General features: G+C 53.7%; 24 protein-coding genes. 11 read left to right on the top strand and 13 right to left on the bottom strand.

All coding sequences use genetic code 11. The features are described from left to right. The first annotated feature begins 1 nt into the window (after nucleotide 1). Nucleotides 2–703 carry a CPBP family intramembrane glutamic endopeptidase gene (locus tag LKH74_RS07530; RefSeq protein WP_287708133.1) on the top strand — a complete coding sequence of 234 codons (702 nt, stop codon included), beginning with the start codon at nucleotides 2–4 and terminating at the stop codon, nucleotides 701–703. A gap of 810 nt (nucleotides 704–1,513) precedes the next feature. Here LKH74_RS07530 and LKH74_RS07525 read toward each other — a convergent pair. From LKH74_RS07525 to LKH74_RS07510, 4 genes are all read right to left on the bottom strand, one after another. Continuing rightward, nucleotides 1,514–2,284, bottom strand: coding sequence for an ABC transporter ATP-binding protein (locus LKH74_RS07525; RefSeq protein WP_287708132.1), 771 nt, complete (start codon nucleotides 2,282–2,284; stop codon nucleotides 1,514–1,516). Continuing rightward, a complete protein-coding gene (locus LKH74_RS07520) occupies nucleotides 2,214–3,182 on the bottom strand; it encodes an ABC transporter permease (protein WP_287708131.1) in 969 nt (322 codons plus the stop codon). The genes LKH74_RS07525 and LKH74_RS07520 overlap by 71 nt, the downstream gene beginning before the upstream one ends. A 17-nt stretch (nucleotides 3,183–3,199) precedes the next feature. Then, nucleotides 3,200–4,171, bottom strand: coding sequence for an ABC transporter substrate-binding protein (locus LKH74_RS07515; RefSeq protein ID WP_287708130.1), 972 nt, complete (start codon nucleotides 4,169–4,171; stop codon nucleotides 3,200–3,202). A 695-nt stretch (nucleotides 4,172–4,866) separates the two neighbouring features. Next, on the bottom strand, nucleotides 4,867–5,769 hold the full coding sequence (locus LKH74_RS07510; RefSeq protein WP_135366778.1) for a DegV family protein: 903 nt from the start codon (nucleotides 5,767–5,769) through the stop codon (nucleotides 4,867–4,869). A 285-nt stretch (nucleotides 5,770–6,054) separates the two neighbouring features. On the opposite strand from LKH74_RS07510, the gene LKH74_RS07505 reads away from it, so the two are divergent. The 6 genes from LKH74_RS07505 to LKH74_RS07480 all read left to right on the top strand — a co-directional run bounded on the left by LKH74_RS07505 (nucleotide 6,055) and on the right by LKH74_RS07480 (nucleotide 10,170). Further along, nucleotides 6,055–6,420 (top strand): type II toxin-antitoxin system RelE/ParE family toxin, encoded by a 366-nt coding sequence (locus LKH74_RS07505; RefSeq protein ID WP_287708129.1) that lies wholly within the window; start codon nucleotides 6,055–6,057, stop codon nucleotides 6,418–6,420. 6 nt (nucleotides 6,421–6,426) lie between these two features. After that, complete coding sequence (locus LKH74_RS07500; RefSeq protein ID WP_287708128.1) at nucleotides 6,427–6,705, top strand: helix-turn-helix domain-containing protein; 279 nt, start codon at nucleotides 6,427–6,429, stop codon at nucleotides 6,703–6,705. A 365-nt stretch (nucleotides 6,706–7,070) separates the two neighbouring features. Further along, nucleotides 7,071–8,066 carry a tryptophan ABC transporter substrate-binding protein gene (gene trpX, locus LKH74_RS07495; protein ID WP_135366779.1) on the top strand — a complete coding sequence of 332 codons (996 nt, stop codon included), beginning with the start codon at nucleotides 7,071–7,073 and terminating at the stop codon, nucleotides 8,064–8,066. After that, on the top strand, nucleotides 8,063–8,962 hold the full coding sequence (locus tag LKH74_RS07490) for an ABC transporter permease (protein WP_135366780.1): 900 nt from the start codon (nucleotides 8,063–8,065) through the stop codon (nucleotides 8,960–8,962). The genes trpX and LKH74_RS07490 overlap by 4 nt, the downstream gene beginning before the upstream one ends. Continuing rightward, nucleotides 8,955–9,725, top strand: a complete 771-nt coding sequence (locus tag LKH74_RS07485; protein WP_135366781.1) for an ABC transporter ATP-binding protein — start codon at nucleotides 8,955–8,957, stop codon at nucleotides 9,723–9,725. Before LKH74_RS07490 ends, LKH74_RS07485 begins: the two co-directional genes overlap by 8 nt. 10 nt (nucleotides 9,726–9,735) lie before the next feature. Beyond that, nucleotides 9,736–10,170, top strand: a complete 435-nt coding sequence (locus LKH74_RS07480; protein WP_135366782.1) for a GNAT family N-acetyltransferase — start codon at nucleotides 9,736–9,738, stop codon at nucleotides 10,168–10,170. 448 nt (nucleotides 10,171–10,618) lie between these two features. Here LKH74_RS07480 and LKH74_RS07475 read toward each other — a convergent pair whose 3' ends face one another. Together LKH74_RS07475 and LKH74_RS07470 are read right to left on the bottom strand one after the other, a co-directional pair. Then, on the bottom strand, nucleotides 10,619–11,485 hold the full coding sequence (locus LKH74_RS07475; RefSeq protein ID WP_287708127.1) for an NAD(P)-dependent oxidoreductase: 867 nt from the start codon (nucleotides 11,483–11,485) through the stop codon (nucleotides 10,619–10,621). A gap of 148 nt (nucleotides 11,486–11,633) precedes the next feature. Beyond that, entirely contained in the window at nucleotides 11,634–12,422 is a 789-nt protein-coding gene (locus tag LKH74_RS07470; protein WP_287708126.1) for a TerC family protein, read from the bottom strand. Nucleotides 12,423–12,656: 234 nt separating this feature from the next. Here LKH74_RS07470 and LKH74_RS07465 point away from each other — a divergent pair, with 234 nt between their 5' ends. Beyond that, on the top strand, nucleotides 12,657–13,973 hold the full coding sequence (locus LKH74_RS07465) for a class A beta-lactamase-related serine hydrolase (protein WP_287708125.1): 1,317 nt from the start codon (nucleotides 12,657–12,659) through the stop codon (nucleotides 13,971–13,973). Between the two features lie 546 nt (nucleotides 13,974–14,519). Here the strand turns inward: LKH74_RS07465 and LKH74_RS07460 are convergent. Continuing rightward, a complete protein-coding gene (locus tag LKH74_RS07460; protein ID WP_135366786.1) occupies nucleotides 14,520–15,146 on the bottom strand; it encodes a glycoside hydrolase family 73 protein in 627 nt (208 codons plus the stop codon). A gap of 116 nt (nucleotides 15,147–15,262) precedes the next feature. On the opposite strand from LKH74_RS07460, the gene LKH74_RS07455 reads away from it, so the two are divergent. After that, on the top strand, nucleotides 15,263–16,249 hold the full coding sequence (locus LKH74_RS07455) for a YdcF family protein (protein ID WP_287708123.1): 987 nt from the start codon (nucleotides 15,263–15,265) through the stop codon (nucleotides 16,247–16,249). Nucleotides 16,250–16,438: 189 nt separating this feature from the next. Here the strand turns inward: LKH74_RS07455 and LKH74_RS07450 are convergent, their stop codons facing one another. The 3 genes from LKH74_RS07450 to LKH74_RS07440 form a co-directional block, all read right to left on the bottom strand. Continuing rightward, complete coding sequence (locus LKH74_RS07450; protein WP_287708122.1) at nucleotides 16,439–17,416, bottom strand: linear amide C-N hydrolase; 978 nt, start codon at nucleotides 17,414–17,416, stop codon at nucleotides 16,439–16,441. A gap of 83 nt (nucleotides 17,417–17,499) precedes the next feature. Beyond that, nucleotides 17,500–18,261, bottom strand: coding sequence for an acetoin reductase (locus LKH74_RS07445; protein ID WP_135366789.1), 762 nt, complete (start codon nucleotides 18,259–18,261; stop codon nucleotides 17,500–17,502). A gap of 419 nt (nucleotides 18,262–18,680) precedes the next feature. Further along, complete coding sequence (locus LKH74_RS07440) at nucleotides 18,681–18,908, bottom strand: hypothetical protein (protein ID WP_135366790.1); 228 nt, start codon at nucleotides 18,906–18,908, stop codon at nucleotides 18,681–18,683. A gap of 202 nt (nucleotides 18,909–19,110) precedes the next feature. Between LKH74_RS07440 and LKH74_RS07435 the strand changes: the two genes are divergently transcribed. Next, nucleotides 19,111–21,912, top strand: coding sequence for an MMPL family transporter (locus LKH74_RS07435; RefSeq protein ID WP_135366791.1), 2,802 nt, complete (start codon nucleotides 19,111–19,113; stop codon nucleotides 21,910–21,912). Nucleotides 21,913–22,366: 454 nt separating this feature from the next. Here LKH74_RS07435 and LKH74_RS07430 read toward each other — a convergent pair whose 3' ends face one another. The 3 genes from LKH74_RS07430 to LKH74_RS07420 form a co-directional block, all read right to left on the bottom strand. Further along, nucleotides 22,367–23,803: an MFS transporter gene (locus LKH74_RS07430; protein ID WP_287708121.1), complete on the bottom strand. Its 1,437-nt coding sequence runs from the start codon at nucleotides 23,801–23,803 to the stop codon at nucleotides 22,367–22,369. Further along, the gene (locus LKH74_RS07425; RefSeq protein ID WP_135366793.1) at nucleotides 23,800–24,342 is read right to left on the bottom strand and encodes a PadR family transcriptional regulator; all 543 of its coding nucleotides are present in this window, start codon (nucleotides 24,340–24,342) and stop codon (nucleotides 23,800–23,802) included. Before LKH74_RS07425 ends, LKH74_RS07430 begins: the two co-directional genes overlap by 4 nt. 127 nt (nucleotides 24,343–24,469) lie before the next feature. Next, a complete protein-coding gene (locus LKH74_RS07420; RefSeq protein ID WP_287708119.1) occupies nucleotides 24,470–24,940 on the bottom strand; it encodes a MerR family transcriptional regulator in 471 nt (156 codons plus the stop codon). Nucleotides 24,941–25,148: 208 nt separating this feature from the next. On the opposite strand from LKH74_RS07420, the gene LKH74_RS07415 reads away from it, so the two are divergent. Further along, on the top strand, nucleotides 25,149–25,625 hold the full coding sequence (locus LKH74_RS07415; RefSeq protein WP_287708118.1) for a C40 family peptidase: 477 nt from the start codon (nucleotides 25,149–25,151) through the stop codon (nucleotides 25,623–25,625). The last annotated feature ends 64 nt before the right edge of the window (nucleotides 25,626–25,689 follow it).

Below are 25,689 nucleotides of genomic sequence, written 5' to 3'. Positions count from 1 at the left end.
CATGACTAAATTGACCCAATGGTTGGCGGCCGGTGGCGACTGGCTGGTGCGGTGTCTCAAGTGGGTGGGCTTTTTGGCCATCTACTTGGGCGACACCCTCCTGCTGTCCATGGCGACCAGTCAGTCCCACCATCCCCAAGTGGCCACGCGCCTGATTGGGGTCATGCTGATCTACTCGGCCTTGCTGCTGGCCTTCTTGACCTGGCGCTACTGGCAACAGATCAAGCGAAGTAACCCCCGCCACATCGGTAAGTCCCGTTTCACGACCAAACGCAGTTGGCAACTAGCGGGCCTGTTTGTCCTGATGCTGGCGATTCAATTCGGCTGGAACCTCCTGATCAATTTCCACATCTTGAGTAGCCCCGCCAACCAGACAGAACTCAACTCCCAGATCCTGCAACTGCCATTTTGGAACCTGGCCTACGCTATCTTACTGGCGCCGTTCGTGGAGGAAATGATTTTCCGCGGCATCTTCTTGAATTACTTCTTCCGGCAAGACTCGCGGGTCATGAACTTCCTGGGCGTCTTCATGTCGGGGATGATCTTCGGCATGATGCACGTGATGAGCTTCACGCCCACGCTGTTCATGTATGCGGCGCTGGGCTGGGTGCTGGGCTTCACCTACCTGAAGTTCCGCGACCTGCGCTACAACGTGACGCTGCATTTCTTGAACAATGCGTTGTCGTTGCTGGCATATATTTAAAACCGAAAACAGCCGGTACTCGTCTCACTTCAGAGATGACGTACTGGCTGTTTTTTAACTAAAGATTGCAAGTGAAATGAACGCGCTAATTGCGGTGAAGACGGTGTTCCGACAGCTGAATTTGGTGAAACCAGGCGCCTGCGTCAGCCAGGGTTCCGCCTGCTCTGGGGAACGCCTCCAGCCTGAGGGGCGGTCTTCCGGTTCGCTTGAAAGCCTGACAAAGCCCGTCAGTCTCTCAAGTCGTCCCGCGCTGTAGGCTGAGACAAAACCTCAGCCAACACCGCCGACCCAGATGGGGCCATCCCTGGCTGCCTCCGGCAAGGTATCGTCTATCAGCAACATTGCGTTAATGATAGACTAATCGCCAATGTAGTTACCACCTGGGGTTAAGGCAAACGTCATTGACAAGCACTACCGTAGCCGTGAGTTCGCCAAATATGGGTTCAGCCGCTTAACAAGAGTGTGACGACAGGCGGTTAACTGGCGAGCATTAACGGTGCTAGGCGGATAATCCCGGTCTTGGATTATTTGCCTAGCAGTGTTAAGCAGAACCAGTTGCCTGTTGGCGCACGTTTCGGCCATGAGGCCACTTTGAGACGCGACTTTCGGCTCAAAGCGAGGTGTCGAGACCGCTCTTTGGCTCGCGTTCCAACCCCTATTTGGCGAACGGTAGGCGGCCAGTTCGCATTTTGAGCTTGTGAACGACTATCTTTAACGTCACGAAGTACATGAACCAGTAGTTCCAGCAAATTTTGCTGCACTCTGAATGACAATTCGCGATGTCATTACAATTTCTCCCCCGTCAGACCATCATTCCGCAAACAACGCCATCAACTTATCCTGTTGTAGATTGGCCTTGGCCGCCCCGCGGACGTCGAGCTTGATCTGGCCGTCTTGGACCATGACCAGCCGGTTGCCATAGGCCAAAGCATCGCTCATCTTGTGGGTGATCATCATCGTGGTCAGCTGATGCGTCTCCACGATCGTCTGCGTCAGCGCCATGACCTGACGGCTGGTCTGGGGGTCCAGGGCCGCCGTGTGCTCATCCAGTAACAACAAGTCCGGATGGCTCAACGTGGCCATCAACAGTGACAGCGCCTGGCGTTGGCCGCCCGACAGGTACTTGACCTGCGTCGTTAATCGGTCCTCTAGCCCCATGTTCAGACTTTTAAGCAATTCCCGATACGTGGCGTCCTGACTGGCCTGGCGGTAGCGGCGCAGGCTCATACTGCCGGTGTGGCGCTGAGCCAACGTCAGGTTCTGGGCCACGCTCAGTTCCCCCGCCGTGCCCAACTTGGGGTCCTGGAAGACGCGTGACAGCCATTTAGCACGGTAGGCCACCGATTTTCGGGTAACGTCGTGGCCAGCCAAGGTCAATTGGCCCGCATCGGCTGGCAGCGTGCCGGCAATCGTGTTAAGCAGCGTCGATTTGCCGGCCCCGTTATTGCCGATGACCGCAACGAAATCGCCCGGTTCAATCGTCAGACTGACATCCTTCAAGACGTGGCGCTCATTTACCGTCCCGGGAAAGAAGACCTTCTGGAGATGCTTGACGCTTAAGACTGCTGGTTGTTGATTCATGTTCATCGGCTCCAATCTGTTTGAGGTAACGTTTCAGCTGTTGACGGGTCTTGACCTTGGTCCGCAAAATCGGCAAGCAAATGACCACGACCAAGATGATGGCGGATAAAATTTTCAAATCGTCGACCGGGAAACCTAAGCCCATGGCGACGGTCAATAAGAAGCGGTAAATGATGGCGCCCACGACCATGCCGCTCAAGCGCACCCACATCTGCCGACCGTGCAAGAAGATCTCGCCGACCAAGACGGAGGCCAGCCCAATCACGATGGTGCCGATGCCCATGCCAATGTCGGCATAGCCGTTGCTTTGGGCGATCAAGGCCCCGGACAAGGCGATGCAGCCGTTGGAGACCATGTAGCCCAAGATCACCATTCGGTCCGTGTAAATGCCGTTGGCGGCACTCATGGCCGGGTTATCCCCGGTCGCCATCAGTGACAACCCTAGTCGCGTCTTGAACAGCCAGATCAAGAGCGCTATCACGACGCCGGTCACGACTAACCCCACCACGATGGTCTGCAGATCACTGGACCAGGTGGCTGGCAAGTAGTTGGTCAAGACCTTCTGCGTCAACAGCGGCACGTTGGATTTGCCCATCACGTGCATGTTGATGGAGTACAGGCCGGTCATGGTCAGGATGCCGGCCAGCAGTGACGGCATGTGCAGCTTGGTGTCGAGCATCCCGGTGACCCAGCCCGCAACACAACCGGCAAGAAAGCCCAGTAAACTAGCGACCACGGCCGATTGTCCGCTCAACATGGCACTCACGGTGACCGCGGCGCCCAACGGAAAGCTCCCTTCGGTGGTCAAATCGGGGATATCTAAGATACGAAACGTCAGGAACACGCCAATGACGAGCGGCGCCCACAGTAAGCCCTGACCGATGCTGGTGATTAACATAACGGATTACCCCTTTCTTACGGCTTGGTGATCTGACTTGGCTTCAACCCAATGGCCTTGGTGTTGGCTTGGTTGATGTAGAGGTGAAGTTTCTTCGACGTTTGGACCGCCATGGTTTGCGGCTTTTGCTTATTTTCTAAGACGTTGTACGCCATCTTCCCGGTCTGCTTGCCCAAGTCATAGTAGTTGATGCCGTAAGTGGCGGTACCGCCGTCCTCGGCCATTTCAATCGATCCGGTCACAACGGGCAACTTAGCTGCCTTGGCCTTGGCGCCGATGGTCTTCATGGCGCTGGCCATCAGGTTGTCGGTCGGTAAGTACAGGCCAGAAACCTTGCCCGTCAAGCCGGCTAAGACGCTGGCGACATCGTTGGTGCTGGTGGCGCTCACGACCTTTAGGTTCAAGTGGTGCTTCTTGGCGTAGGCCTTGGCCAGCTTGACCTGAAGCACGGAATTTTCTTCGGAGGAGTTGTACATAATGCCCAGCGGTTTATTGCCGGTCGTCAGGCTCTTCAACAGTTTCAGCTGCAGGCCCACCGGCGTTAAATCACTGGTCCCACTAACGTTGGTCTGCGGCTTGGCGTTGGCCTTGACCAACCCGGCCGCTTTGAGATCCGTGACCGCCGTGACCAAAGTGGGCGTCGTGGTGGTCTTCTTGGCGAGTGCCTGGGCCGCCGGTGTGGCAATGCCTAGCAGTAAATCATTCTTTTGTTGAACCAATTGCTGGCTCATGGTATTCAAATTGGCCTGGTCGCCCTGGGCGTTTAAATAGTGATACGTCACCTTGGTCGACTTGCCGTGGGCCTTGAGTTCGGCCTTTAACCCGGCCTTAAAGCCTTGGCGCGCCTCATCTAAAGAGCCATGTTGCACGACCTGTAAGATGCCGACGTTAAGACTGTCTGATTTGGCACTGGATGTTTTGGTCGAACAGCCGGCCAGAACCAGCCCGAGACCGAGTAACGCGAGACTACTTGCTAATAATTTTTTCATTGTGATTTCCTCCTGTGAATGCTGCTGAAATTTAAAATGGGTAAATCTCACCAAATTTTTCGCAAGTGGCTTGCGTCCAAGCCGCCCTGGTCAATGCCAGGAAAACAAAAAACACCAGACAGATTCTGAGTAGAATCTACCTGGTGTTATCGGGCCCGATATATTTCTCCAGATAGATTACCCGTATCTATCTGGCGCTAAGTTCATGCTGAAAAACTTTAGCTATTCGATAGATACAAACGCAGTTGTGCGGCGCGTTCGTATCCAACGAGGTGAATACAAACGCTATCTAAAGAAAAAGCTAAAGGCAAATTGGCTATTTAAATGAGTTCGGTAATGAAGTTGCATGATGGCAAGCTCCCTTTCATTTATCAATTTACATCTTTCAGTTAACCATGAAAAAATAAGACTGTCAACCCTGAATTTTAATTTAATTCTCATTTTTCAAGTGCGTTATATAGTACAAAACCGTGCCTGCGGCAGCCAAGAACTCCGGCAGATGGGTTCAGCCGTGGGAGTTCCTTTAGCGGCGCGATTCATGCCGCTTAGGGAACTGGCGTCTTTGAGACGCGACCTTCGGCTCAAAGCGAGGCCGAGACCGCACTTTGGCTCGGTCCGGTCCGCCCACCGCGTTCCAGCCCATCTTTGGCGAACGGTAAGGCGGCCAGCACGTCCCCATGCCGCCACGAAAACTGTTACTGGTCGCTAAAGTCGGTGGCTGGTTCGAGGAGGCTGCGGTAGTCCTGGCACCAGGCCAGGCCCATGGCGCCATCCCCCACGTGGACGCCGAAGCTGGGCCCGATCAACGCGACGTCAAATTTGACCGTCGGAAACCGCTTCTGCGCCCGGTCGACGGACCGTTGGGTGGCCTCGGGTTGGTCGGCATTTAAAATCGTGGCCCGCACCGGCGCGGCGCCCGCCAAATCTGTGGCCAAGGCATCGGAGAAGTCGGCCATGGCCCCCTTCACCCGCAAGGCACTGCCGGCGACGCGCATCTTACCGGACGGGTCGAAGATCAAGATGGGTTTCCCAGCCAATAGTGGCGTACTGCCGGGACTGTGGCTGGGATTGACTTCCCCAGTCCGCAGCAGCGGCTTGATGGAGTCCACCACGAACCCACTGTGCGCCGTGGCCCGCAGCTGCGTCAACCGTTCAAAGATTTGGTCCACCGTGGCCCCCCGTTCGACCAGAGCCGCGGCTAGCCGCACCTGCTCGCCCATCGTCGTCAAGATGCCGCGCGAATCCCACGGCCAGACGTGGACGCTGGTGATATTTTCCGCGTAAGCCGCTAACGTGTTCACAAACCCGGAGATGCCCAGCGACGGCCCGATCACGATGACGTCGGTCACGCCGGTTTGGGCCAAGTGATCACAAGCCGCTTGAACCGTCTTCATCGAAATCTGCGGGGCAGTCGGCACCATTTTCTTGGATTTCGACAGCCGCATCAACCGGTAGTAATCGGCCGTGCTCAGGTCCTGGTACTCGTGATATTGACGGTTGCCAAACATGATGGGCGCCGCTAGCAACGTCACGTGCCGCCGCTGTGCCTCATCAAAGTCGATGCCCGAAGACGTATCTGTTAAAACTGCAATTTTCATGGAGTAGCCCTCCTTGTCTCTGCTTTCAAGGCTGGTGTAGCCTCGCGCGACCAACCATGCCAACAAATCAACATCGTGATCAAGCGCAATTGGTTACCGTCTAGTATACCAAAATCCGCGGCCGCTAACGCAAAAATCGTGTTGGAACCGATATTAATGCAAGCGCCAACCAGTGACATACTAAATTAAAAAAATTGCTATCTAACCCTAACAGCTATCAATTGACTATCCATTAGCAATCATGTTATATTATGTCGACGAGTATTGAAGTGGAGGTTTACCCTTGTGACGTATCAGATTCTCTTTTACAGCAATGCTAAGGGTAATAATGATATCGCAACTTTTTTGACAAATTTGAGTAAAAGCCATCAAAAAAATGAGATCGCTTTAATGAAAAAAATTACCCATCAGTTAGATATGCTTACAGATTTAGGCCCTAATCTTGGTATGCCGCAGTCTAAATTGCTTAAAGGTTACGCATACCCACTCTATGAACTTCGACCACAACCTGAGAGAATATTCTATGCCGTTGTCTGGGACAACGAAATCTTACTTTTACACCATTACACAAAGCGTACAAACAAGACAGATCAGCGACAAATTACAAAAGCACTTAATAATTTGACAGACTGGTTACAACGAAAGGGGTAGCAGCAAATGTCAGAATGGACTTGGGAAAACTTTAAACCAACGATTGAAAATATAGCCCCACAAGAAATGTCAATCATTGACACCCTCAGTGCCCTGCAAGTTGAACGTATCAGGCGGGGAATTTCGCAAAAGGAATTTGCAAAGCGAATCGGCATGAAGCAACCGCAATTAGCAAAACTGGAAAACTTAGATTCTATGCCAACCTTAAGAACCCTTGACCGCTATGCCGCTGGATTGGGCCTACGCATCACCATGAGTCTTACCCCTCGCCAACCCAGCAACTAGCCAACCCTCACACCGAAAATCCCACCAAATTTGACCGAAACCACAAATTAAGGTTGACGGTCTGAAAAGGATGCCGTAAACTAAATTTATTCAATTACGGAAAGAAGGAAAAGTTATGCAACTGTCTAGCATTGAACTTAATGGACGTTGGCAAAGCCGGTAAATCAAGTCTCATCAGTGTTGATGCGACTTGAGCTCCCAGAGCGATTCTCGCATCTGCGCCGGCTAACTTTTCTGATGCAAAAGCCCGCACGGATGTTGTCATTCCGGTTTTGCGGGCCTTTTTATTTGGGCACCCAGCCGGTCTGGGTGCTTTTTTGTATCACCGACCGTTCATTCAATCCAGTAAAAGTGAGGTTATCATCATGAAACGCATGTACGGACTCATTGCGATTCTGCTCTTATTCCTCGGGTTTGCCTTCGTTCAGGAGAGTCGACCCGAATCCGCGCACCAAAAGGCGGTCCCGACCGTCGGCATTTTACAACTGCTCTCCCACCCCGCCCTAGACGCCATTCACAAGGGCATCATCCACGGGTTGGCTGAGGAAGGCTATCACGTCGGCAAGAACGTCAAGATCGATTTTCAAAATGCTCAAAACGACCAGAGTAATCTCAAGACCATGAGCGCGCGTTTCGTCAACGAACACGCCAACGCCATGATTGGGATTGCCACTCCAGCTGCCCAGGCGTTGGCCAATGCCAGCTCGAACATCCCTGTGGTGTTGGGCGCTATCACTGATCCGAAGGGCGCTGACCTGGTCAAGAGCAACACCCGTCCTGGCAATAACGTGACCGGGGTGTCCGACCAAGCGCCGCTGAAGTCGCAGCTCAAATTGATTCAACGGATCATGCCCAATATGAAGACGCTGGGCATCATTTACACCTCATCTGATGATTCCGCTACCGCGCAGTATCACCAGTTTGCGGCGCTGTGCAAGCAAGAACACGTCCGCCTCAAGGCCTACACGATTGCCAGCACCAACGACTTGAACCAGGTCGCCGAGCAAATGGTCAGTCAGGTCGACGCCATCTACGTGCCGACCGACAACACCGTCGCCAGTGCCATGCAAACGCTGGTCTCGACGGCCAACGCCAAGAAGATTCCGGTCTTCCCGGCCGTCGATACCATGGTCAAAGCGGGCGGCCTGGCCACACTGAGTATCAATCAGTACCAGCTGGGCGTGGAAACTGGTAAGATGACCGCCGCCATTTTAAAGGGCAAGAATCCTGCCACCACACCAATTCACTTTGAAAAGCGCGGGGAAATGACCATCAACTTGACACAAGCCAAGAAGTTGGGCATCACGCTTCCCGCCGACGTTGTCAAAGAAGCCAAAACCAACGGGGAGGTCTTCAAATGAGTTTAGCTGTATCCGCCATCGGTCAGGGCCTGCTCTGGGCCGTCTTAGGGGTCGGGCTGTTCTTGACCTTTAGAATTCTAGATTTTGCCGACATGACGGTGGAAGGGACCTTTCCACTCGGTGCCGCCACCGCCGTCGCTGCCATTAGTCAGGGGATGAACCCCCTGCTGGCCACCCTGCTCGCCTTCGTCATCGGGGCGCTAGCCGGCCTGATCACCGGTCTGCTCTACACCAAGGGCCACATCCCCATCCTGTTGGCCGGTATCCTGGTCATGACCGCCTGTTACTCGGTCAACCTGCGGATCATGGGCCGGGCCAACGTGTCTTTGCTGGGAAAAGCCACGCTGTTCAAGAACCACCTGCTCGCCGGCCTGCCACAATACTTTGACAGCGTCGTGTTGGGCATCGTGGTCATGGTCGTCATCACCAGCATCGTCATCTACTTCTTACAAACGGAACTCGGTCAAGGCTTCATCGCCACCGGGGACAACCAGACCATGGCCCGTTCGCTGGGCATCAACACCGACAACATGAAGATCATGGGACTGATGGTCTCTAACGGTCTGATTGCCTTTGGCGGCGCACTGGTTGCCCAAAACAACGGCTATGCCGACGTCAACATGGGGATCGGCATCATCGTGATTGCGCTGGCCTCCATCATCATCGGTGAGGTGGCCTTTGGCGATCTGACCCTGAACCAACGACTGGTCGCCGTCACGCTGGGCAGTATTTTGTACCGCTTCGTGCTGTTGCTGGTCCTCAAGCTGGGCTTCAGTGCCAACGACCTCAACTTGATTTCCGCCATCATCCTGGCGCTATGCATGATGTTGCCGGTCTTCAAGCGCGTTTTGAACTTCAAGCACATTTTGAAACGGGGGTTGGATACCAATGACTAAACCACTACTCGAATTAAAGGACGTCGTGTTAAAGGTCAACCGCAACACGCCCGAAGAAATTACGATCTTAAATAAGCTCAACTTGACCATCAACGCCGGCGATTTCATCACGGTGCTGGGATCCAACGGGGCCGGGAAGTCCACGCTATTCAACGCGATTGGCGGCGACCTCAGCATTGACAGCGGCCAGATTCTGTTAAACGGCCACGACATCGCCCACGAATCGGTGGAAAAGCGGACCCGCTTCTTAGCCCGCGTATTCCAGGATCCCAAGTTAGGCACGGCACCGCGGATGACCGTCGCCGAAAACTTATTGCTGGCCGAACGCCGCGGACAACGGCGCGGGTTGATGCCCCGGGGGTTGAAGCATCACCTGGCCCACTATCAAGAACTGACCGCAACCATGCACAACGGCCTCGACCAACGGCTGACGACCGCCACCGGTAACCTATCCGGGGGGCAACGCCAGGCCTTGAGCTTCTTGATGGCCACGTTGAAACGGCCCGAGATCTTACTATTGGATGAACACACGGCGGCGCTCGATCCGCGGACCGGCCAGGACCTGATGCATTTGACCAACGAACGGGTCGCGCAAGATCAGCTGACCTGCCTGATGATCACCCATCACATGGAAGACGCTTTGACCTACGGCAACCGGCTGATCGTCCTGCACCACGGCCAGGTGACCTACGACGTGGCCGGTGCCGAGAAACAGGCGCTGACCAGCGAACAGCTCTACAGCTTCTTCGCTGAGATCGAATAGGCGGTGCCCCATGGAAATCGTAATCTCAAACGCCCCGTTTAACCGCGCGGCCGCCCTATCCCTACGCCAAGCCACCTTCGTGACAGAACGGGGGATTCCCCGCGACGTCGAATTCGATGACCGCGATACACCGGACCGCTTGTACGTAGTCGCCTATGACCGACCAGATTTGCCGGTGGGCACGCTACGCTTAGAACCCCAGTCACCCACGGAAATGCGCTTTGGCCGCGTCTGTACCAGTCAAGCCTACCGTGGTCAGGGGATCGGTCGCCAAGTCCTGGCCGCTGGAGAAGACTGGGCCCGCGTCCACGGCTTTACCGCTGGTCTGATCGACGGCGAACTCACAGCTCAAGCCTTTTACGAACGTTGCGGCTATCACGCTATTGGCGCGCCCTTTGATGAGGACGGCGCGCCGGTCGTGACGCTGCGAAAAAAATTTAACTGAAAACACGCCACAGACTGACAGTTGTCGATGCTGTCGGTTTGTGGCGTGTTTTATTTTCTTACTGCAAGGTTTTGCGACTGCGGCGTATGGACTCGCCGGTAAAAATCAAAGAAGTCGTCTAAGTCCGCAATTTCTAAGCAGCCTGCAAAGTACGGGTCCATCGCCTGCACTGAAGCAAAGCTGGCCGCCTCAGTGTTGAAGACGTGAAGTCCATAGTGGTGGTCGGCGTCTCGCTTGTGCTGGCAAGCTCACTATCAGAAATCGGATTAATAGGGGGAACATATCTCAGTTCCTAATTTTGCAGGGCTAACTATACCATGGCGCCCTCAACAGCACAATAAAACAGGCCAGGACAACACATCCTAGACCTGTTTTAGCCGTCTATTTTAAATAGCCGAAACGTGGGCCAATAGACAACTGGTTCCGCCTGTTGGCCCACTCTCCTGCACTACTTCTGTTTATAGGTCTTGATCAACCCCTGCGTCCCGTCGTTGCCCAGGCCGTCGTCATCGACCATGGCCTCGTACAACAACTTGGCCTGCTTGGTCGCTGGCAAGTCCAGATGCATGCGGTCGGCCTCTTGTAAGGCGATACGCAGGTCCTTTAGGAAATGCTTGGCGAAGAAGCCGGGGGTGTAATCGCCTTTTAAAATACGGGGCACGTAATTGTCCATGCTCCAGTTGTCGGCACCGCCACTGCTGAGCGTGGCCAGCACCTGAGGCAGATCCAAACCGGCCGCCTTGGCGTAGACCAACATTTCCGTCAAACCAGTCATGGTCCCGGCAATCATAATCTGATTGGCCATCTTGGTGTGCTGCCCCTTACCGGCATCTCCAAAGTAGTTGACCCGCTGGCCAATTTGTTCAAAGACCGGCAAGACCTGGTCGTAGGCGGCCCGATCACCACCGACCATGACCGTCAACGTGGCGTTCTTGGCGCCAACATCCCCGCCGGAAACCGGGGCGTCCAAAGCCAACGCGTGATGGTCGTGGGCAATGCTGGTTAATTTGACCGCCAACGCCGGCGTACTGGTCGTCATATCGACCACGACACTGTCTGGTTGAATAGTCGTGAAAATACCGTGGTCGCCGGTGTAGACGGCCTCGACATCGCTGGGATAGCCGACCATGGTCATGACCAATTTCGCCTGCTTGGCCACGTCAGCGGGTGATGCCGCCCAGGTCGCGCCCGCGTCCAACACCGTTTGCGCGTGCGCCTTGGTCCGATTGTAGACCACGACGGCATGTCCCGCCTTCAAGAGATTCAAGACAATGCCAGTACCCATGACGCCGGTACCGATAAACCCAATTTGCATAACAGTTTCCTCCTTGTTTATCACTCTTTTTATCATACCACGGACCACTGCTAGACCCAGTCGGCACGCTCACTGCCAACTGGTAGGTTTGACCATTAGCCCTATCCAAGCAAAAAAGATGACCCTCGTCAGGTCACCTTTGCCAGAATTACAATTCAGATTTTGAAGGATGCTTGACGGTCTTAGCCGCCGTCGCCCGTGCATGACGCCGCTTGCGAATCACGTGAATGATCAGCGTGATGACGATGGCGCCCAGGACCACAAAGCCAAACAGCGTTGCTGGAATCTCGATGTCGATTGCGGGAATCGAGATGAACAATTTAACGGCGATAATCCCAATCAGGATGTAGGCCATCGGTTCCAGTTCCGGAATCCGCCGCATCAAGTTCATGATAACCTCGGCGACACCCCGCATGGCCAGAATCCCAATCAAGCCCCCAATCAAGACGATGACTGGGTTGCTGGAAATGGCCAGTGAGGCCAGCACGGAGTCCACAGAGAAGATGATGTCCATCATTTCAATCTGCAAGACGACCGACCAGAACAGTGGCAGCCAGCGTTTCTTCTTATCCTTGACCAGCTTGCGGGTGTGCTTGACCCGCGTCTTGGTGAAGTACTGAAAGACCAGAAAAACCAGGTACAACGCCCCGACGACCTTGATCTCCCAGAAATTAATGAGGTAAGTCCCCAAGCCAATGATGATGAACCGGAACAAATACGCCCCCCAGATGCCGTAAAACAGGGATTTTTCCTGTTCCTTACGCGTAGGCAGAGACTGGGTCTGCGCCGCCAAAACGACCGCATTATCCACGGAGAGTAAACACTCAATCAAAACTAATGAAAAGATAATCAACCAATCGTTGCCGGATGAAATCACCGTTTCCCAATTGTGTAAATCAAAGAATGGCCCATAAAGTTGGCCAAGAAAATGTAACAATGCTGGGGTCAGCTCCTCATAACTAATTTTATATTGGAGGTAATTTTACCACACTCCCTATAAACTTGCGACCCATTAAGTGAGTTAAGCCTAAATTTTTTTGTCAACTTAGTTAGTTCACCGAATTCGATTATAAAATAAATTGTTCAAAATGTTACCGAAAAGTGACAGTCCTGTTACCCTTTCGCAACCAAACCGCGGTACTATGGAAAACACTATAAGGGGAAATGGATGATGATTGTGAAGAAAATTTTGTTAGTTCTGGGAACGGCTCTGGGTCTGGTACTGGTCGTGCCTGCCACTTTGGCACACGCCAGCAGTTACCTCAAGATCACAAGCCAAAAGTCAACCAGCTACAATGCTCGTTTTGTGAGTCAGAGTAGCCGTAATGACGGGATTTATTACTATGCGCCCTACTACACGCAACGGTCGGCCAAGACCCGCGATGCCAGCGGAAAAAACTGGCAACACCGCTTCGTCAAGGTCACCAAGGTCGCTAAGCTGTCTAACGGCACGACCTACGTCAAGTTCGCGTGGTACGGCAAAACGATTGGCTGGGTCAACCAAAAGGCCCTGCAAAAGTACAGTCGTTCGCAAAATGCCGCGGCTTTACTGAACAACGCCCATTTCCAAGGGCGCGCCATGTTATTTAACCACTACGCCACCGGGGCGAGTCGCGTCAGCGTGGGGGATGCCGACGTCTCAAGCAAGTTGGCCAACACTGCCAACACCCTCTTCCCAATTGCGTCGTTACAAAAGGTCCTGACCGGGGCCATTATCGAACAATTGGCAGCCAGTGGCAAGCTGTCCTTAACGGATAAATTAAGCAAATACTACCCAAGCGTGGCCGGCAGCGGCAACATCACCTTGCGGCAGTTGCTCAACCACCGGTCCGGTATCGACATGAACGAAACCACGCCGGATACCTTGTTGACTAGCCAGGCCTCCGAGCTGAACTACACGCTCGATCAGCTGAAGAGCACCGGGTCGCAGTCGTTTAACTACACCAACGCCAACTACACCTTGCTGGCGGCGATTGCTTCCAAGGTGACCGGTCAATCCTACGACACGTTGGTCCAAAACCGCATCATCAAGCCGTTGAATCTCCAGCACACTTACGCCTGGGACGACCTGCCCAGTGACAGCGTGGTGGCCAGTGGCTACACCTACAGCAATGGCAACAGCGTGACCAACAACGTTTCTCAAAAGCTGATGTCATCTCTGCTGGGAGCCGGCAATTACTATTCCACGCCGGAAGACTACTACAAGATTCAAAAGGGCTTGCGCAACGGCAAGATTTTGACCAAGAATCAGTACTATGACTTGGCCGATAACTACAAGCTCAACTACGCCGGTGGCTTGTACCACTACAGCGGCGGCATCAAGCGCGTTCGTGGGGCTTTGAGTGGCTCCGGTTACGAAACGCTGTACTACGGCTCCGAAGGCAACAAGAAAGGCGTTATCTTATTCGCCAATCAGAAGCCAACGAAGTCGATCGACAAGCTGGGCAAGACGCTCTATGACCTGGCCCGTTACTACAATGAAAACTAAGCCTTAACGACAATCCCCGCCATCAACATCCAGTCCATGAACGTTGGTGGCGGGGATTTTAGGTTAACTTTGGCTTAAACTAATGGCTGATGGTCATGGCCTCACGTTCCAAACCGACCGCCTACCGTTCGCCAAATATGGGGTGGAACGCTGGGGGGCGGTCTCGCCGAATTGCTTTGAGCCGAAAGTCGCGTCTCAAAGTGACCTCATGGCCGAAACGTGCGCCAACAGGCAACTGGTTCCGCCTGTTGTCACACGCTATTTCAGCGGCTGGACTCATAATATCCATCGACTTTCCTATTGGAACATCGTCTGGCCCTTATCACAATCGAGTAGTCTCAAACCACAATCTGCCGGAGGAGGCCAGGGATGGCGCCAGCTGTGTCGACGCTGTAGGCAGAGGTCTTTTCTCTGCCTACAGCGTGGGACGACTTCGGAGACTTGCGGGCTAGGCAAGGCTTCGAAGCGAGCCGGAAGCCCGCCCCTTGGCTGCAGGCGTTCCCCATAGCAGGCAGAATCCCTGGCAGCCGCAGGCACTGGTTTGTGTTATGTGTCATACTGGTTCAAATTGTAAGTGGCAATGACGTTGTCGAGTTTTTTGGCGTAATCGGGATCGGTCGCGTAGCCGTTTTCCTGCAACAGCTTGGCCGCCGTTTGATAATCCGTAACCGTCTGCTTAAAGTAATTGGCCTTCAACAGCGCATCGTGATCCAAGATGGCCGCCGTCAGGCTCGGGTAATCGCGGAAGTTGGCGTGAATCTGAATCTTCTTGCCGTTCACGTATTCACTGGTCGGAAACGACTTGGACTGTCCCTGGTAACTGCCCTTGACCCCAAACGGGTTGTTGGCCTGCTGGAACAGTGCCGAGGTTCCCCAGCTGGATTCCAAAATGGCCTGGGCAATCACGATGCTGGGCAGCACCTGACCGTTTTGTTGGTAAACGCGTACGGCCGGCGCCGCCATTTTCTTGATAAATTTCCGCTGGGCTGCGGTCGTTTGTCCCATGACCGTCCCTGTGCTGGTCTGGTCCACGTGCGTCGCGCGGATGACCGTTTTGATTTGGCCCCGCATTAACAGGCCGCCGCCCAAGACCAAGAGGACCACGACAAAGATCCAGGTCGCCGTTGCGGGGTTAGTCCCAGTTTTTCGTTTGTTACGCCGTCGTTTAGGCACCCGAATCCCTCCGTTTCCGTTATAATGGAGTCAATTATACCGAGTTTTCCCCCGAGTGCTACCCGCAATGAGGAAGCCTCAAAAAAACTTAACCTTTACGAAAGGAGTCAATGGCCATGTTGTTCAGTGCCAGCCTATTTCTAATTTGTTTAGCCGCTTTACTGACCTTCTGGCAGCCTCACGGTTTGAGCTCAGCCGTGGTGACCTGCATCAGCGGCGGAATCATCATCTTGCTAGCCGGTTTTTCCCATCACGCCGGCTGGCAAGTCGTGGCCCATGTCGGTTGGGTCATGATTGGTCTAGTCGCGGCGCTGGGACTCTTCATTTTGCTGTTGATTCTCAACGTGCCCCGGCTGGTCGTCCGGAAAAATGAGCACCTGACCTACGGCGTGTTGGCCGGCATTTGGCTCTGGCTGATCTTAGGGATTGGCTGGCTTTACAACATCAGCCACGGCAGTTTCTCCGGGACGCTGTGGCCCTGGGTCACCTTCATCCCCGTCTTTAGCGTCTACATTGGCATCTTGTTCGCCGCCAGTCTGGTCGGGTTCTTGCGGGCCAATCTCTGGCGCGCCCGCAAGGCCGACACCATCGTCATCTTGGGCGCCGGCCTGTTGCACGGTGACCAAATCGGCCGCGTCTTGGGCAGTCGGCTGGACACCGCATTAGCCTTGGCACGACGCCAAAAAGGCCCCGTCACCCTCCTCGTTACGGGGGGCCAGGGACCAGACGAAACGACCACGGAAGCCGCAGCCATGGCGGATTATTTAATCGCTCACGACTGGCCTCAAGACCAAATCGTGCAGGAAACCCAAGCGACCAATACGTTCAGTAACTTACTTTACAGTCAGCGGCTGTGGGGCCAATTGCCGCACCAGGGCGGCCGGGTCGTCATCGTGACCAACAACTACCACCTTTTTCGTGCCGAACACCTGGCCAGCCAACTGGGGATTCGCTTCGGGGGCTACCCCGCGCCGACGCGGCTAGGCTACCTGCCGACCGCTTGGGCCCGCGAGTTTCTAGCCATCATTATGTTACACCCCCGCCTGCACCGCAGCGTCTTGGTCGGCCTGATTGCGACGAACATCTTGTGGTTCTTGATTTAGCGGGTTGTTGCCCGCTTCACATTGGAGTCTGGCCGCCTACCGTTCGCCAAATATGGGTTGGAACACTGGGGAGGTGTTCCCCAGAGCAGGCGGAACCCTGGCTGACGCAGGCGCCTGATTTCCCCAACTCCAGGTGTCAGAACACTGTCATTAATCAGCACGTTAATTTCACTTTCAACCTTCAGACGCTTAATTCAATGCCGTCACGCTCAACTGATTGGGAACGTTGTAGAATTTGGGCTTCGTCCAGTTTAACATTTCCGGCGTCAAGCGCAACTGGACCGTGTCCAAGCGATTGTAGGGCTGGAAATAATACGTTAACGACTCGCATACCGTGGCGGCGCGGTAGACGGAATACGTCGGCCGATACTGGGAGCTGCGCGGAACCGTGACGCTGTCCAACAAGTGCCAGGCACTGATGATGGCCTCGTCCTCGTCGGCGGGCAGGTCCGCGCGTTCCTTGTAATATGCCGCCCGGACGAAGCGCCCGCCCGGCGTGAAGGAGCCACTGGGGACCGGTTTGCCAGAGAAGCGGCCGGTCGTGACGCGCGGTGCGTTCAACGGCACCGTACCGGCTTGAAAATCGTCGGTGTAGTTCACGTACTGGCCCAGCCGTTTCAGCTGTAGCTCGAAGTCCTTACTGTTGGTGACCACGCCCAGCGGATTCTCACGTACGCGCATGGGAAAATGCGTGGGTTCAATGACCACGGTCCGCCCCGTCCGGTCAACCACGGCGAAGTGCAGCTCAGAATCGCCAATGTTATTGACGGCAAAGCGGTTGGTCATCAGTTGGATCTCGTCGATGTGGGCCTCAATGTCCGCAACCGACGCGTAGTGACCCAATAGATAAAATGAAAATTCATACGGTGCCAAGTGGACTTGCCCGGGCGTCGGCGTATCTACCAGATTAGAGCCATTGGCAAACGTCAGCTTTTGCACGCTCAATCCCATTTCATTCACACCGTCGGAAACGTCAATCTCATGATCGTGCGCCCCACCACCGCCAATCATGGCGTAGCGGTTAGTGTGCACGGCGTTGTCATATAGGCCCTGCCATTGAAAGTTACGGGGCACAAACAACGGCTGCACGTACAGCGCGTGCCAATCCATGGTTCGCGCCAAGATGTGACTGCCATCCTTGGCAATTTGTAAAATACTGGTACACACGGGTCTCAGCCTCCTTTAAAAGTGAGCAAAAAGTCGGCCACCGCAAGAAGCGATGACCGACAACTTTATGCAGTTATTCTATTTTAAGCGAAATTAATCCCACCATCAACAATAATGGCTTGCCCGGTAATGTAATCGGACTTCTTGTCAGCTAAGAAGGAGACCAAGTTGGCCACGTCAGCAGGTTGTTCACCCCGACCTAAGGCAATGCTGTCAATGTTCTTCTGTAAGGTTTCCCCTTCAGGAACGTTGTAGATCTTCGCCATGCGCTTATCGATTTCATCCCACATTGGCGTCAACACGATGCCTGGGCAGTAAGCGTTGACCGTGATCTTGTCCTTGGCCAATTCCTTGGCAGCGGCTTGGGTCAGGCCCCGAACAGCAAATTTCGTCGCGGAGTAAGCCCCCAACATTTCAAACCCTTCATGGCCGGCAATGGAAGAAGCACTGATGATCTTCCCACCGGTGCCTTGGGCCTTGAACTGTTCCGCAGCGGCTTGGATACCAAAGAAGGCGCCCTTGATGTTAACGTCTAAGATTTGGTCCAGGTCTTCTTCGGAGGTTTCGATGACGGGGTCAATCTTGGCGATCCCGGCGTTGTTGACCATCACGTCCAAATGCCCCATGTCCGCAACCACGTTCTTCACTAAGTCAAACATAGCTTGCTTCTTGGAGACGTCGACGAAGTAACCCTTGGCACCGTTCCCCACTTCAGCGGCAACCGCTTCAGCATGTTCTTGGTTCAGGTCAGCCACAGCCACTTGTAAGCCGTCGGATGCCAGTTGTTTCACGATTCCGGCACCAATTCCTTGGCCACCACCGGTAACAATCGCAACTCTAGTCATATGCAAACACTCCTTCTGATTTGTGAATTCAATTGGAACACTCTTATTAAACCACACCAGTGAAACCGCTTCAATTATTTTTCTAACGCTCGCCGCCACCCAGGATCATAACACCCCGAATTATCTGGGGTTCGGCAGCGAAAAATAAAAACGATCAGGCGGCTGACTTAACCAACTGATCGTTTCATTTGACCGGAGGCAAGAGTGGGACAAAAGGCGATTAGCCGGCGAGCATTTCAGCTATGTGAAGGTAAAACGAAGGAACCTGGGAGGTTTTATCCCAGACTCGACACAGGCCTGGTTTCACCAATTTTAGGTGTCAGAACACCGCGTTCCAACGCCTATCTAGTGAACGGTCAGGCGACCAGTTCAACCCAGGTTGCTGACAACTCGTCCGCCAGAGCAGACGACGGTGCGGCCTAAGCCTGTGCGTCGGTCAAAAAGGCTTGGAAACGCCGGTCGATTTCCTTCAGCCGAGCCGTCTCCCCCAAGGTGTTGGGCACGCTGGCACTGATTTTCAGGTAGGCAAACATGACCTGACTGGGATCTAGGCCCGCCTGGGTGGCCAATTGGCTGGCAAACGGGTAACGTTGGTCAGTTAACATTTTGGCAAATGGGCTCTGATAGGCTTGGTGATGCTTGGACATTGAACTCCCCTCCCTTTTTGGCTAATACAAGTAGTTATCACTTTAACAGTTTCGGTTTTGAAAGCAACTAAAGAGTTTCTTAAAGTTTGTTAAATCCGGCTTAAAACAGCCCGAACGCCGGTCATTATGGTAGAATTGAGTATGGATTGTACCCTGCTCGCACGGCAGGAATTTGGATACATAGAGGGGACTCAGATTACTTATGCAAGAACGGATTAGAAAGCTTCACCACAACCGAATCTTCGCACTCGTATTCTGGTTGATCGTGGTATTTGCGGCGATTGTTACTTTGCCGAATGTCAATACCATCATTCAGTATGATGGTCAACCACAATTGGCGAATACGAGTCAGCCCGTCAAGGCGACTCAGATTCAAAATACTTGGGGACGTAACTTGAATGGCACCTACACCGTCAACGCGGTTTTCAACAACCCAGATGGCGCATTAACGAACAAGCAATTGGCTGCGATCAACAAGACCGTCTCCAATCTGCAGAAACGCTCGAGTTATTATGGGATCCAAAAGATCACCACAATGACCAATACGCCAACCAGTAAACCGCAACTGTTCTCCAAGGATAAATCGACTGAGATCGTCCAATTAGCGGTCAGTCACAACCAGGGAACCGTCCGGCAGATTTCCGGTCAATTGACCAGCCAGATTGCGACAATTGGCTTAAAGACGTACGTCACTAGCCCAGAAATCGTGAGCGACGCGGCTAACGAACACATCGCGTCCTTCACGTTGATCGTCATCTTGATGACCTTACTGATCGCCTTAGTTGCCATGGGGATTTTATTCGCATCAATCATCGCCCCAATCATTACGTTCCTTGCCATTTTAATTAGCTATATTTCTACGCTTAGTTTGGCGACTAACCTGGCCTACCACTGGAACTTCGCGTACTCCGAGTACACGCCGATCTTCCTGTTGCTGGGGATTACCCTGTTTACGCTGTTGACCAGCTTCTGGTTCTTCCGCGACTTGCGTAACCACATCGACGACGGCATGGAAAGTCAAGAAGCCACGTCCAAGGTGATTCAAAACCTGGGCTACCGCATCTTGATCAGCACCCTGAGCTTAACGCTAGCCTTCGGGAGTCTGATGTTATTTGACTTCTCGTCCATTCGGGCTTACGGCCTGCTGGGCATCGGCTTTGCCATCACAGGGATCGCCAGTGTTACCCTGATTCCGGTCTTTGCCGGGATGTTGGGTGGTAGCCTCTTCTGGCCAAAGAAGACACGGCCAAAATTAAAGGACCACAAGCTTTGGCACAGTCTGGCGCGCTTCGGTCTGTGGCAACCCTGGATTGCCATCCTGGTCGTCATTTACCTGATCGGCCCATTTGCCTATGGCTACCGCAACCAACTCAGCTATGATAACGCAACGGATATTCCAAATAACCAAGCCGTGCAGGGTGCTCGCGTCTTAAGTGCTCACTTTGGTCAAGGGAAGGCCACACCGGTCACCCTTTACCTGCAAGCGAACAAGCGTCTCGATAATCAAAATCAATTGTTCCAGTTGGATAATCTGACCAAGAAGCTGCAGGCCCAACCCGGCGTTGCCAGCGTCACGTCCGTTACCCAACCGGGTGGTCAACCGATCACGCAGTACTACGCCTCAACTCAGTTAGGCAACCTGAACAATGAACTGACCGGTATCGTGGGGCAATTGGGCACCGTGCGTAACGACCTGAAGTCGGATAGCAACAACCTCCGGCAAAAGACGTTGCAAAGCGAAGTCAAGCGCCTGCAAAAGCTGGCCTCCCAAACCAATAGTTTGGTCACCGACAGTAGCTCCTTACAAGGGGCGTTACAAGCGGCCCAGGCCAAGTCATCCACGGCAACGACCAGTTCTTCGTCTAAGCAAATCAAGCGCTACATCAGTCAACTGCTGTCGGTCAACTCTCAGTTGAACGCGGCACTGTCGACTCTGAGCACCTTGACCAGTGACATCACCACGTCCAACACGGATGCCACGGCCGCCCAAAGTAACTTGAGCAATTACGCCAACACCATCAAGGCTGTCAACAGTAGCCTGAAGGATTCCCGTAAGCAAGTTACCAGCATGCAAAAGTCATTGAACAAGATGTACCTGTACCTGAGTGGTTTACAGAGTTCTGAAGCTGCCAAGTCGTTGTACCTGTCACCGACGCAAATTGCCAGCGGTGATTTCCAACAATCCTTGGTCAACTTCACGGACGAAAAGGTCCAATCCACTTACTTGACGATCACCTTAAAGCACGCACCAAATGCCAAGGATACCGCCAAGACGCTGACCCAACTGAAACAAGTGGCCAACGCCCAATTACGTGGCACGGTGCTGGAAGGCTCACCACTGACCTTTGCCGGCCAACCAGCCACGACCGCCACGATTCAAAACCAGTTCCAACACGACTTACCACGGGTCTTGGCCTTGGTCTTCGGCATCACCTTGATCCTGTTGATCATCTTCAGTCGGTCCCTGCTGCAAGCCAGCTACTGGTTCTTGACCTTCCTGGCATCCACTGCGGCCAGTTACCAACTGACCCATCTGTTGATGAAGTGGTTGACGGGTAACGGCGACTTCAACTGGCAAGTGCCACTGTTAGCCTTCGTTCCGGTCACCGTCTTAGCCGTCGTTGAATTGACCCAGTTAGCCTTGAGCTACCGGTTAAACGACGCCCCACTCCTCGACTGGTTATTGCCAGGGATTCACGAGGTCGGCCAAACCATGCGCCATTCCCTGTTCATCATCATCGCCGGGGTCTTAGGCCTGTTGGTCGCCGAATCACAGACGTTGACGGCGGTTACCCTGATTACCATTCTCACGGCAATCATCTTCAACCTGACCTTACCAATCATGGCTGCGGCCTTTGGTAAGTTAGCGGTCATCCTGCCGGCCCAAAAGCCCCATGATTTCCACATGCCACGGCGGAAGAAACGGCAAAAGCGCGCTGATCGGCCAATCAAGTCTGTCACAAGTGATGAGACCAAATCGACTGACGATAACGACGCTAAATAAATGAATAAGTTTGCTGAAAGTCACTGACTGCGGTCGGTGGCTTTTTTGTTTGCGCTACTTCAAGCGTCCTTCCCCACTGCCTCAGCGTATGTACCAGGCCATTAAATAAGTTATCCCCCACCAGTTAGGACGCGCCCCAGCCCCGCTCAGGCCCCGATCACGGCAGACTAAAAACGACTGCACGCCGGTTACTCACCGAAGCTGCAGTCGTTTTGCGTGGGTCTAAAAAGGGTTGAAAGTAGCATTGACGCGTAGATTACCAGAGCAGTGGTGTTCTGACACCTAAAGCTGAGGAAACCAGGCACCTACGACAGCCGGGATTTCGCCTGCTCTGGGAAACACCTCCAGCCTGAAAAGCAGTCTTCCGGTTCGCTTGAGAGCCTGGCAAAACCCGCCAGTCTCTCAAGTCGTCCCGCGCTGTAGGCTGAGACAGCTGGCTCCACCACGCCCAGGGTTAGCTCCGGGCTGGACGGCGGAAGAGTCGCCAGCCCGTGATGACCGTGGCCACCAGACAAATGGCCAACGAGACCATGAAAGCCACACGCATGCCGGCGATAAAGATCTCCGGATGCGCCGGCAGGTACGCCGTGACCCGGCGCCCGGCGTAGTGACTCATGGCGCTGAACAGGACCGTGGTCGCAATGGAGATACCGATGATCATGCCCAGCTCCCGGGCCAAGGCGTTGATACCGCCCGCGACACCCAGGTTTTGGACCGGCACGGAACTCATGACGATCGAGTTGTTGGGCGACATGAAGATACCATTCCCCAGGCCGACCAACCCGATGAAGAACATGAAGATCCACAGCGGTGTGCCCAGGTTGGCCAAAATGTAGCCGACTTGACTGATGGAGATGAGGACCAGCCCGATAAACGTCAGGAGTTCCGGCCCAATCTTATCAGACACCGTCCCAGCAATCGGCGCCACGACGACTTGGACGATGGGAAAAGTCATCAGTGCGTAGCCGGCGTAATTGGCCGCCATCCCCCGGGCATTTTCCAGATAGAACGGCGCAATCACGTTGAAGAAGAAGTTGGCCACGAAGATAAGAAAGGCGCAAAGAATGCTGATGCTGAAGCGTTTATTTTTAAATAATTGCAGCGCTAAGATCGGATCATCCACCCGCAGCTCCAATCGGACAAAGACCACCAAAGCCACGATGCCGATGACGAACAGTCCCAAGATGAGGGGTTGCGTGAAGCCGATTTCTTGGCCGATAAAGACCGCGGCAAACAGGCTGACCATGATGACGGCAAATAAGCTGGCCCCTGCCCGGTCGATGGGCGCGCGGGTCACCGTGATGTCGCGCGGCAGGATGCGTTGGCCGATGAACCAAGCCACCACCCCGACCGGCACGTTGATCCAGAAGATGTAGCCCCAATGGAGGTGGGCCAAGATGAGACCGCCGACGCCAGGTCCGGCAATACTGCCGAGGGCCACGAAGGACCCAATCATCCCCAGCGCCCGTCCCCGTTCACTGAACGGAAAGACTTCGGTAATGATGCCGTTGTTGGTGGCCATGGTCATGGCGGCTCCCACGGCTTGAAGTGCCCGCGCGACCAACAGGAAGGCCAGGCCCGCGCTGAACCCACACATCAGGGAACCCAGAATGAACAGGACCGAGCCCATTTTAAAGATGCGAATCTTGCCGCGCGTATCCCCCAGCTTACCGAAGACCAGCAGCAAGGCGCAGATGACGATCAGGTAGATCGACACGACCCACTCCGCTTGGTTCATGGGGATGTGCAGGTCACGACTCATGACGGGCAGGGCAATATTGACGATGCTGGCATCCAGCGTTGACATGAAGGTGAAGAGGCACACGGCCACTAGGATCCACCAGCGGTGCTTTTGAATCTGCGGATCATCCGCAAAGGTTTTAACGTTCATTTCAAATTCGCTCCCTTATCCAAATCTGCCAGGCGAGCGGCGATCCAGTCGGCCTGTGCCTGCGCCCGTAATTGTTGTAGCTCATTGACGCCCAGGGCATCGACGACATCCAGTGGGACCATTCGGGGGTGATCCGTTAAATACGCCCGGACCGCCGCTAAATTGACCAGTTGCGCCTGACTAAAGGCCTGGAAGTCGCGTAACACAGTCTGTTGCCCCGCCGCGTCGAGAAGATGTAAAAAATTACATTTAATCTGAAAGGCCAGTTGCGCTTGCTTATTGATGGTGACCGGTCGTAAGACTAGCCGTTGAAAATGCGCGCGTCCCTGGGCAGTCAACGTGGCCGCCCGTTTGGACCGCGAGCCCGCGCCGCTAGCCAAGACAATGTCACCGGCCCGATTCAGCCGGTCCAGCAGCGGGTACAACACGCCGTAACTGACGGTTTGTTCCTGCCCGACCACGGTGACCAGGGCCTTACGCAGCTGATAGCCCGCCATATCGTGGTCCATCAGTTGCCCTAACACAAATAATTCGTACACACTGTTCCCTCTTTTCTGCTTGCCTAGTATAATCTATCTGGCCGATACATGCAATAGGGCAAAAAAATAGCCATTTCTGATTGGGAAATGACTGTTTGTACCCGCCTATATCAAGCAACTCAAATGACTATTCTGGCTCCGCCTGTACCAGCCGCTGGGCCTCCGCGTTGGGCAATAACCGGTAGCGAATCGGCCCCTCATCCGGCACGATGGCTAGCAGCGTTTGCTCGGCATCAAAGGCACCCAGATTCAAGGCCATCTCCCCGTCGACCTTGGCGAAGCCCTTCAGCCCCGCCGTCACAAAGTGGTGAATGTATTTCATCCGGTCCTGGCGCTTATCTGCCTGCTTGGCGGCGCCAGCTAACGTGAAGCCTTCATCCAAGAAATATTTGATCAGCGTGACCCGCACGAACGTCTTAAACGTGTACACACGCGCCTGTTGGCCGTCGTCACGTTCACGGGCGGAGATCAGCCCCTTCTTTTCCCAGTACCGTAACTGTCGCGCTGAGACTTCTGTCATGGACGCCAGCTCCCCGATGCGAAAGACTAGGCGTTGAACATCGAAATATTGCCGCGCTTCATTTGAAAATTGTGCCATTTACTCAGTTCCTCCCCTTAACGCTTATGTAAACTAAGTTACCAATAATGTGAGCTAATAGCAAATTTTACCCCCCAATCACTCATTTATGGGCAAAAGTAATGATTTGTTTAAGACATTTAACAGCTCTGCAACTGGCTTGTTACATGTTTGTCATATTACATTGCTATTCTAGAACTTGTAAAATTCATGAGGGGTGTTTATTAGGATGAAAAAATTTATTAAAACAATCGCAGCAAGTGCTTTAGTTTTCGTTGGCTTTTTCGCTTTTAATGCTAGCAACACCACGACCGCTTCGGCCGCTACCAAAAGTGACTTCACGTCTATCTACAAGGTGGCCAAGTCACACTTAGGTGCCCGTTACGTTTACGGTGCCACTGGTCCTTCTGCATTTGACTGCTCTGGCTTTACCAGCTACATCTACAAGAAAGGTGCCAGCGTTACTTTACCACGGACTGCACAAGCCCAATACAATGCTTACAAGCACGTCAGCTACAAGAACATCAAGAAGGGTGATTTGGTCTTCTTCGGTGGTAGTGCCTACTCCATCTCCCACGTCGGGATGTACATCGGTAAGGGCAAGATGATCGACGCCCAAAACCGCGGGGTCGTTCGCGAAGCCGTTCACGCGCCATGGTGGCACGCTGTTGGTTACGCTCGGGTGAACACGTCTAACGCTGATTAATTAACTGGTAACCCGTTCAGTAAACACCTCATGAATTCATCTGAACGTAAAAAATATGACACGT

The organism is Levilactobacillus sp., assembly GCF_022646225.1.
Taxonomy (GTDB): Bacteria; Bacillota; Bacilli; order Lactobacillales; family Lactobacillaceae; genus Levilactobacillus; species Levilactobacillus suantsaiihabitans.
The sequence above is the reverse complement of the archived record's forward strand: the minus strand, read 5'-3'. Positions and strand labels throughout refer to the sequence as shown.

What these genes read in the sequence shown, in the direction of transcription:
- LKH74_RS07480 (WP_135366782.1), top strand. Translation starts at nt 9,736, where the DNA reads ATGGAAATCGTAATCTCAAACGCCCCGTTTAACCGCGCGGCCGCCCTA.
- LKH74_RS07415 (WP_287708118.1), top strand. Translation starts at nt 25,149, where the DNA reads ATGAAAAAATTTATTAAAACAATCGCAGCAAGTGCTTTAGTTTTCGTT.
- LKH74_RS07440 (WP_135366790.1), bottom strand. Translation starts at nt 18,908, where the DNA reads ATGTCCAAGCATCACCAAGCCTATCAGAGCCCATTTGCCAAAATGTTA.
- LKH74_RS07475 (WP_287708127.1), bottom strand. Translation starts at nt 11,485, where the DNA reads ATGCAAATTGGGTTTATCGGTACCGGCGTCATGGGTACTGGCATTGTC.
- LKH74_RS07510 (WP_135366778.1), bottom strand. Translation starts at nt 5,769, where the DNA reads ATGAAAATTGCAGTTTTAACAGATACGTCTTCGGGCATCGACTTTGAT.
- LKH74_RS07430 (WP_287708121.1), bottom strand. Translation starts at nt 23,803, where the DNA reads ATGAACGTTAAAACCTTTGCGGATGATCCGCAGATTCAAAAGCACCGC.
- LKH74_RS07485 (WP_135366781.1), top strand. Translation starts at nt 8,955, where the DNA reads ATGACTAAACCACTACTCGAATTAAAGGACGTCGTGTTAAAGGTCAAC.
- LKH74_RS07465 (WP_287708125.1), top strand. Translation starts at nt 12,657, where the DNA reads ATGATTGTGAAGAAAATTTTGTTAGTTCTGGGAACGGCTCTGGGTCTG.
- LKH74_RS07525 (WP_287708132.1), bottom strand. Translation starts at nt 2,284, where the DNA reads ATGAATCAACAACCAGCAGTCTTAAGCGTCAAGCATCTCCAGAAGGTC.
- LKH74_RS07420 (WP_287708119.1), bottom strand. Translation starts at nt 24,940, where the DNA reads ATGGCACAATTTTCAAATGAAGCGCGGCAATATTTCGATGTTCAACGC.
- LKH74_RS07435 (WP_135366791.1), top strand. Translation starts at nt 19,111, where the DNA reads ATGCAAGAACGGATTAGAAAGCTTCACCACAACCGAATCTTCGCACTC.
- LKH74_RS07515 (WP_287708130.1), bottom strand. Translation starts at nt 4,171, where the DNA reads ATGAAAAAATTATTAGCAAGTAGTCTCGCGTTACTCGGTCTCGGGCTG.
- LKH74_RS07520 (WP_287708131.1), bottom strand. Translation starts at nt 3,182, where the DNA reads ATGTTAATCACCAGCATCGGTCAGGGCTTACTGTGGGCGCCGCTCGTC.
- LKH74_RS07490 (WP_135366780.1), top strand. Translation starts at nt 8,063, where the DNA reads ATGAGTTTAGCTGTATCCGCCATCGGTCAGGGCCTGCTCTGGGCCGTC.
- LKH74_RS07455 (WP_287708123.1), top strand. Translation starts at nt 15,263, where the DNA reads ATGTTGTTCAGTGCCAGCCTATTTCTAATTTGTTTAGCCGCTTTACTG.
- LKH74_RS07530 (WP_287708133.1), top strand. Translation starts at nt 2, where the DNA reads ATGACTAAATTGACCCAATGGTTGGCGGCCGGTGGCGACTGGCTGGTG.
- trpX (WP_135366779.1), top strand. Translation starts at nt 7,071, where the DNA reads ATGAAACGCATGTACGGACTCATTGCGATTCTGCTCTTATTCCTCGGG.
- LKH74_RS07500 (WP_287708128.1), top strand. Translation starts at nt 6,427, where the DNA reads ATGTCAGAATGGACTTGGGAAAACTTTAAACCAACGATTGAAAATATA.
- LKH74_RS07445 (WP_135366789.1), bottom strand. Translation starts at nt 18,261, where the DNA reads ATGACTAGAGTTGCGATTGTTACCGGTGGTGGCCAAGGAATTGGTGCC.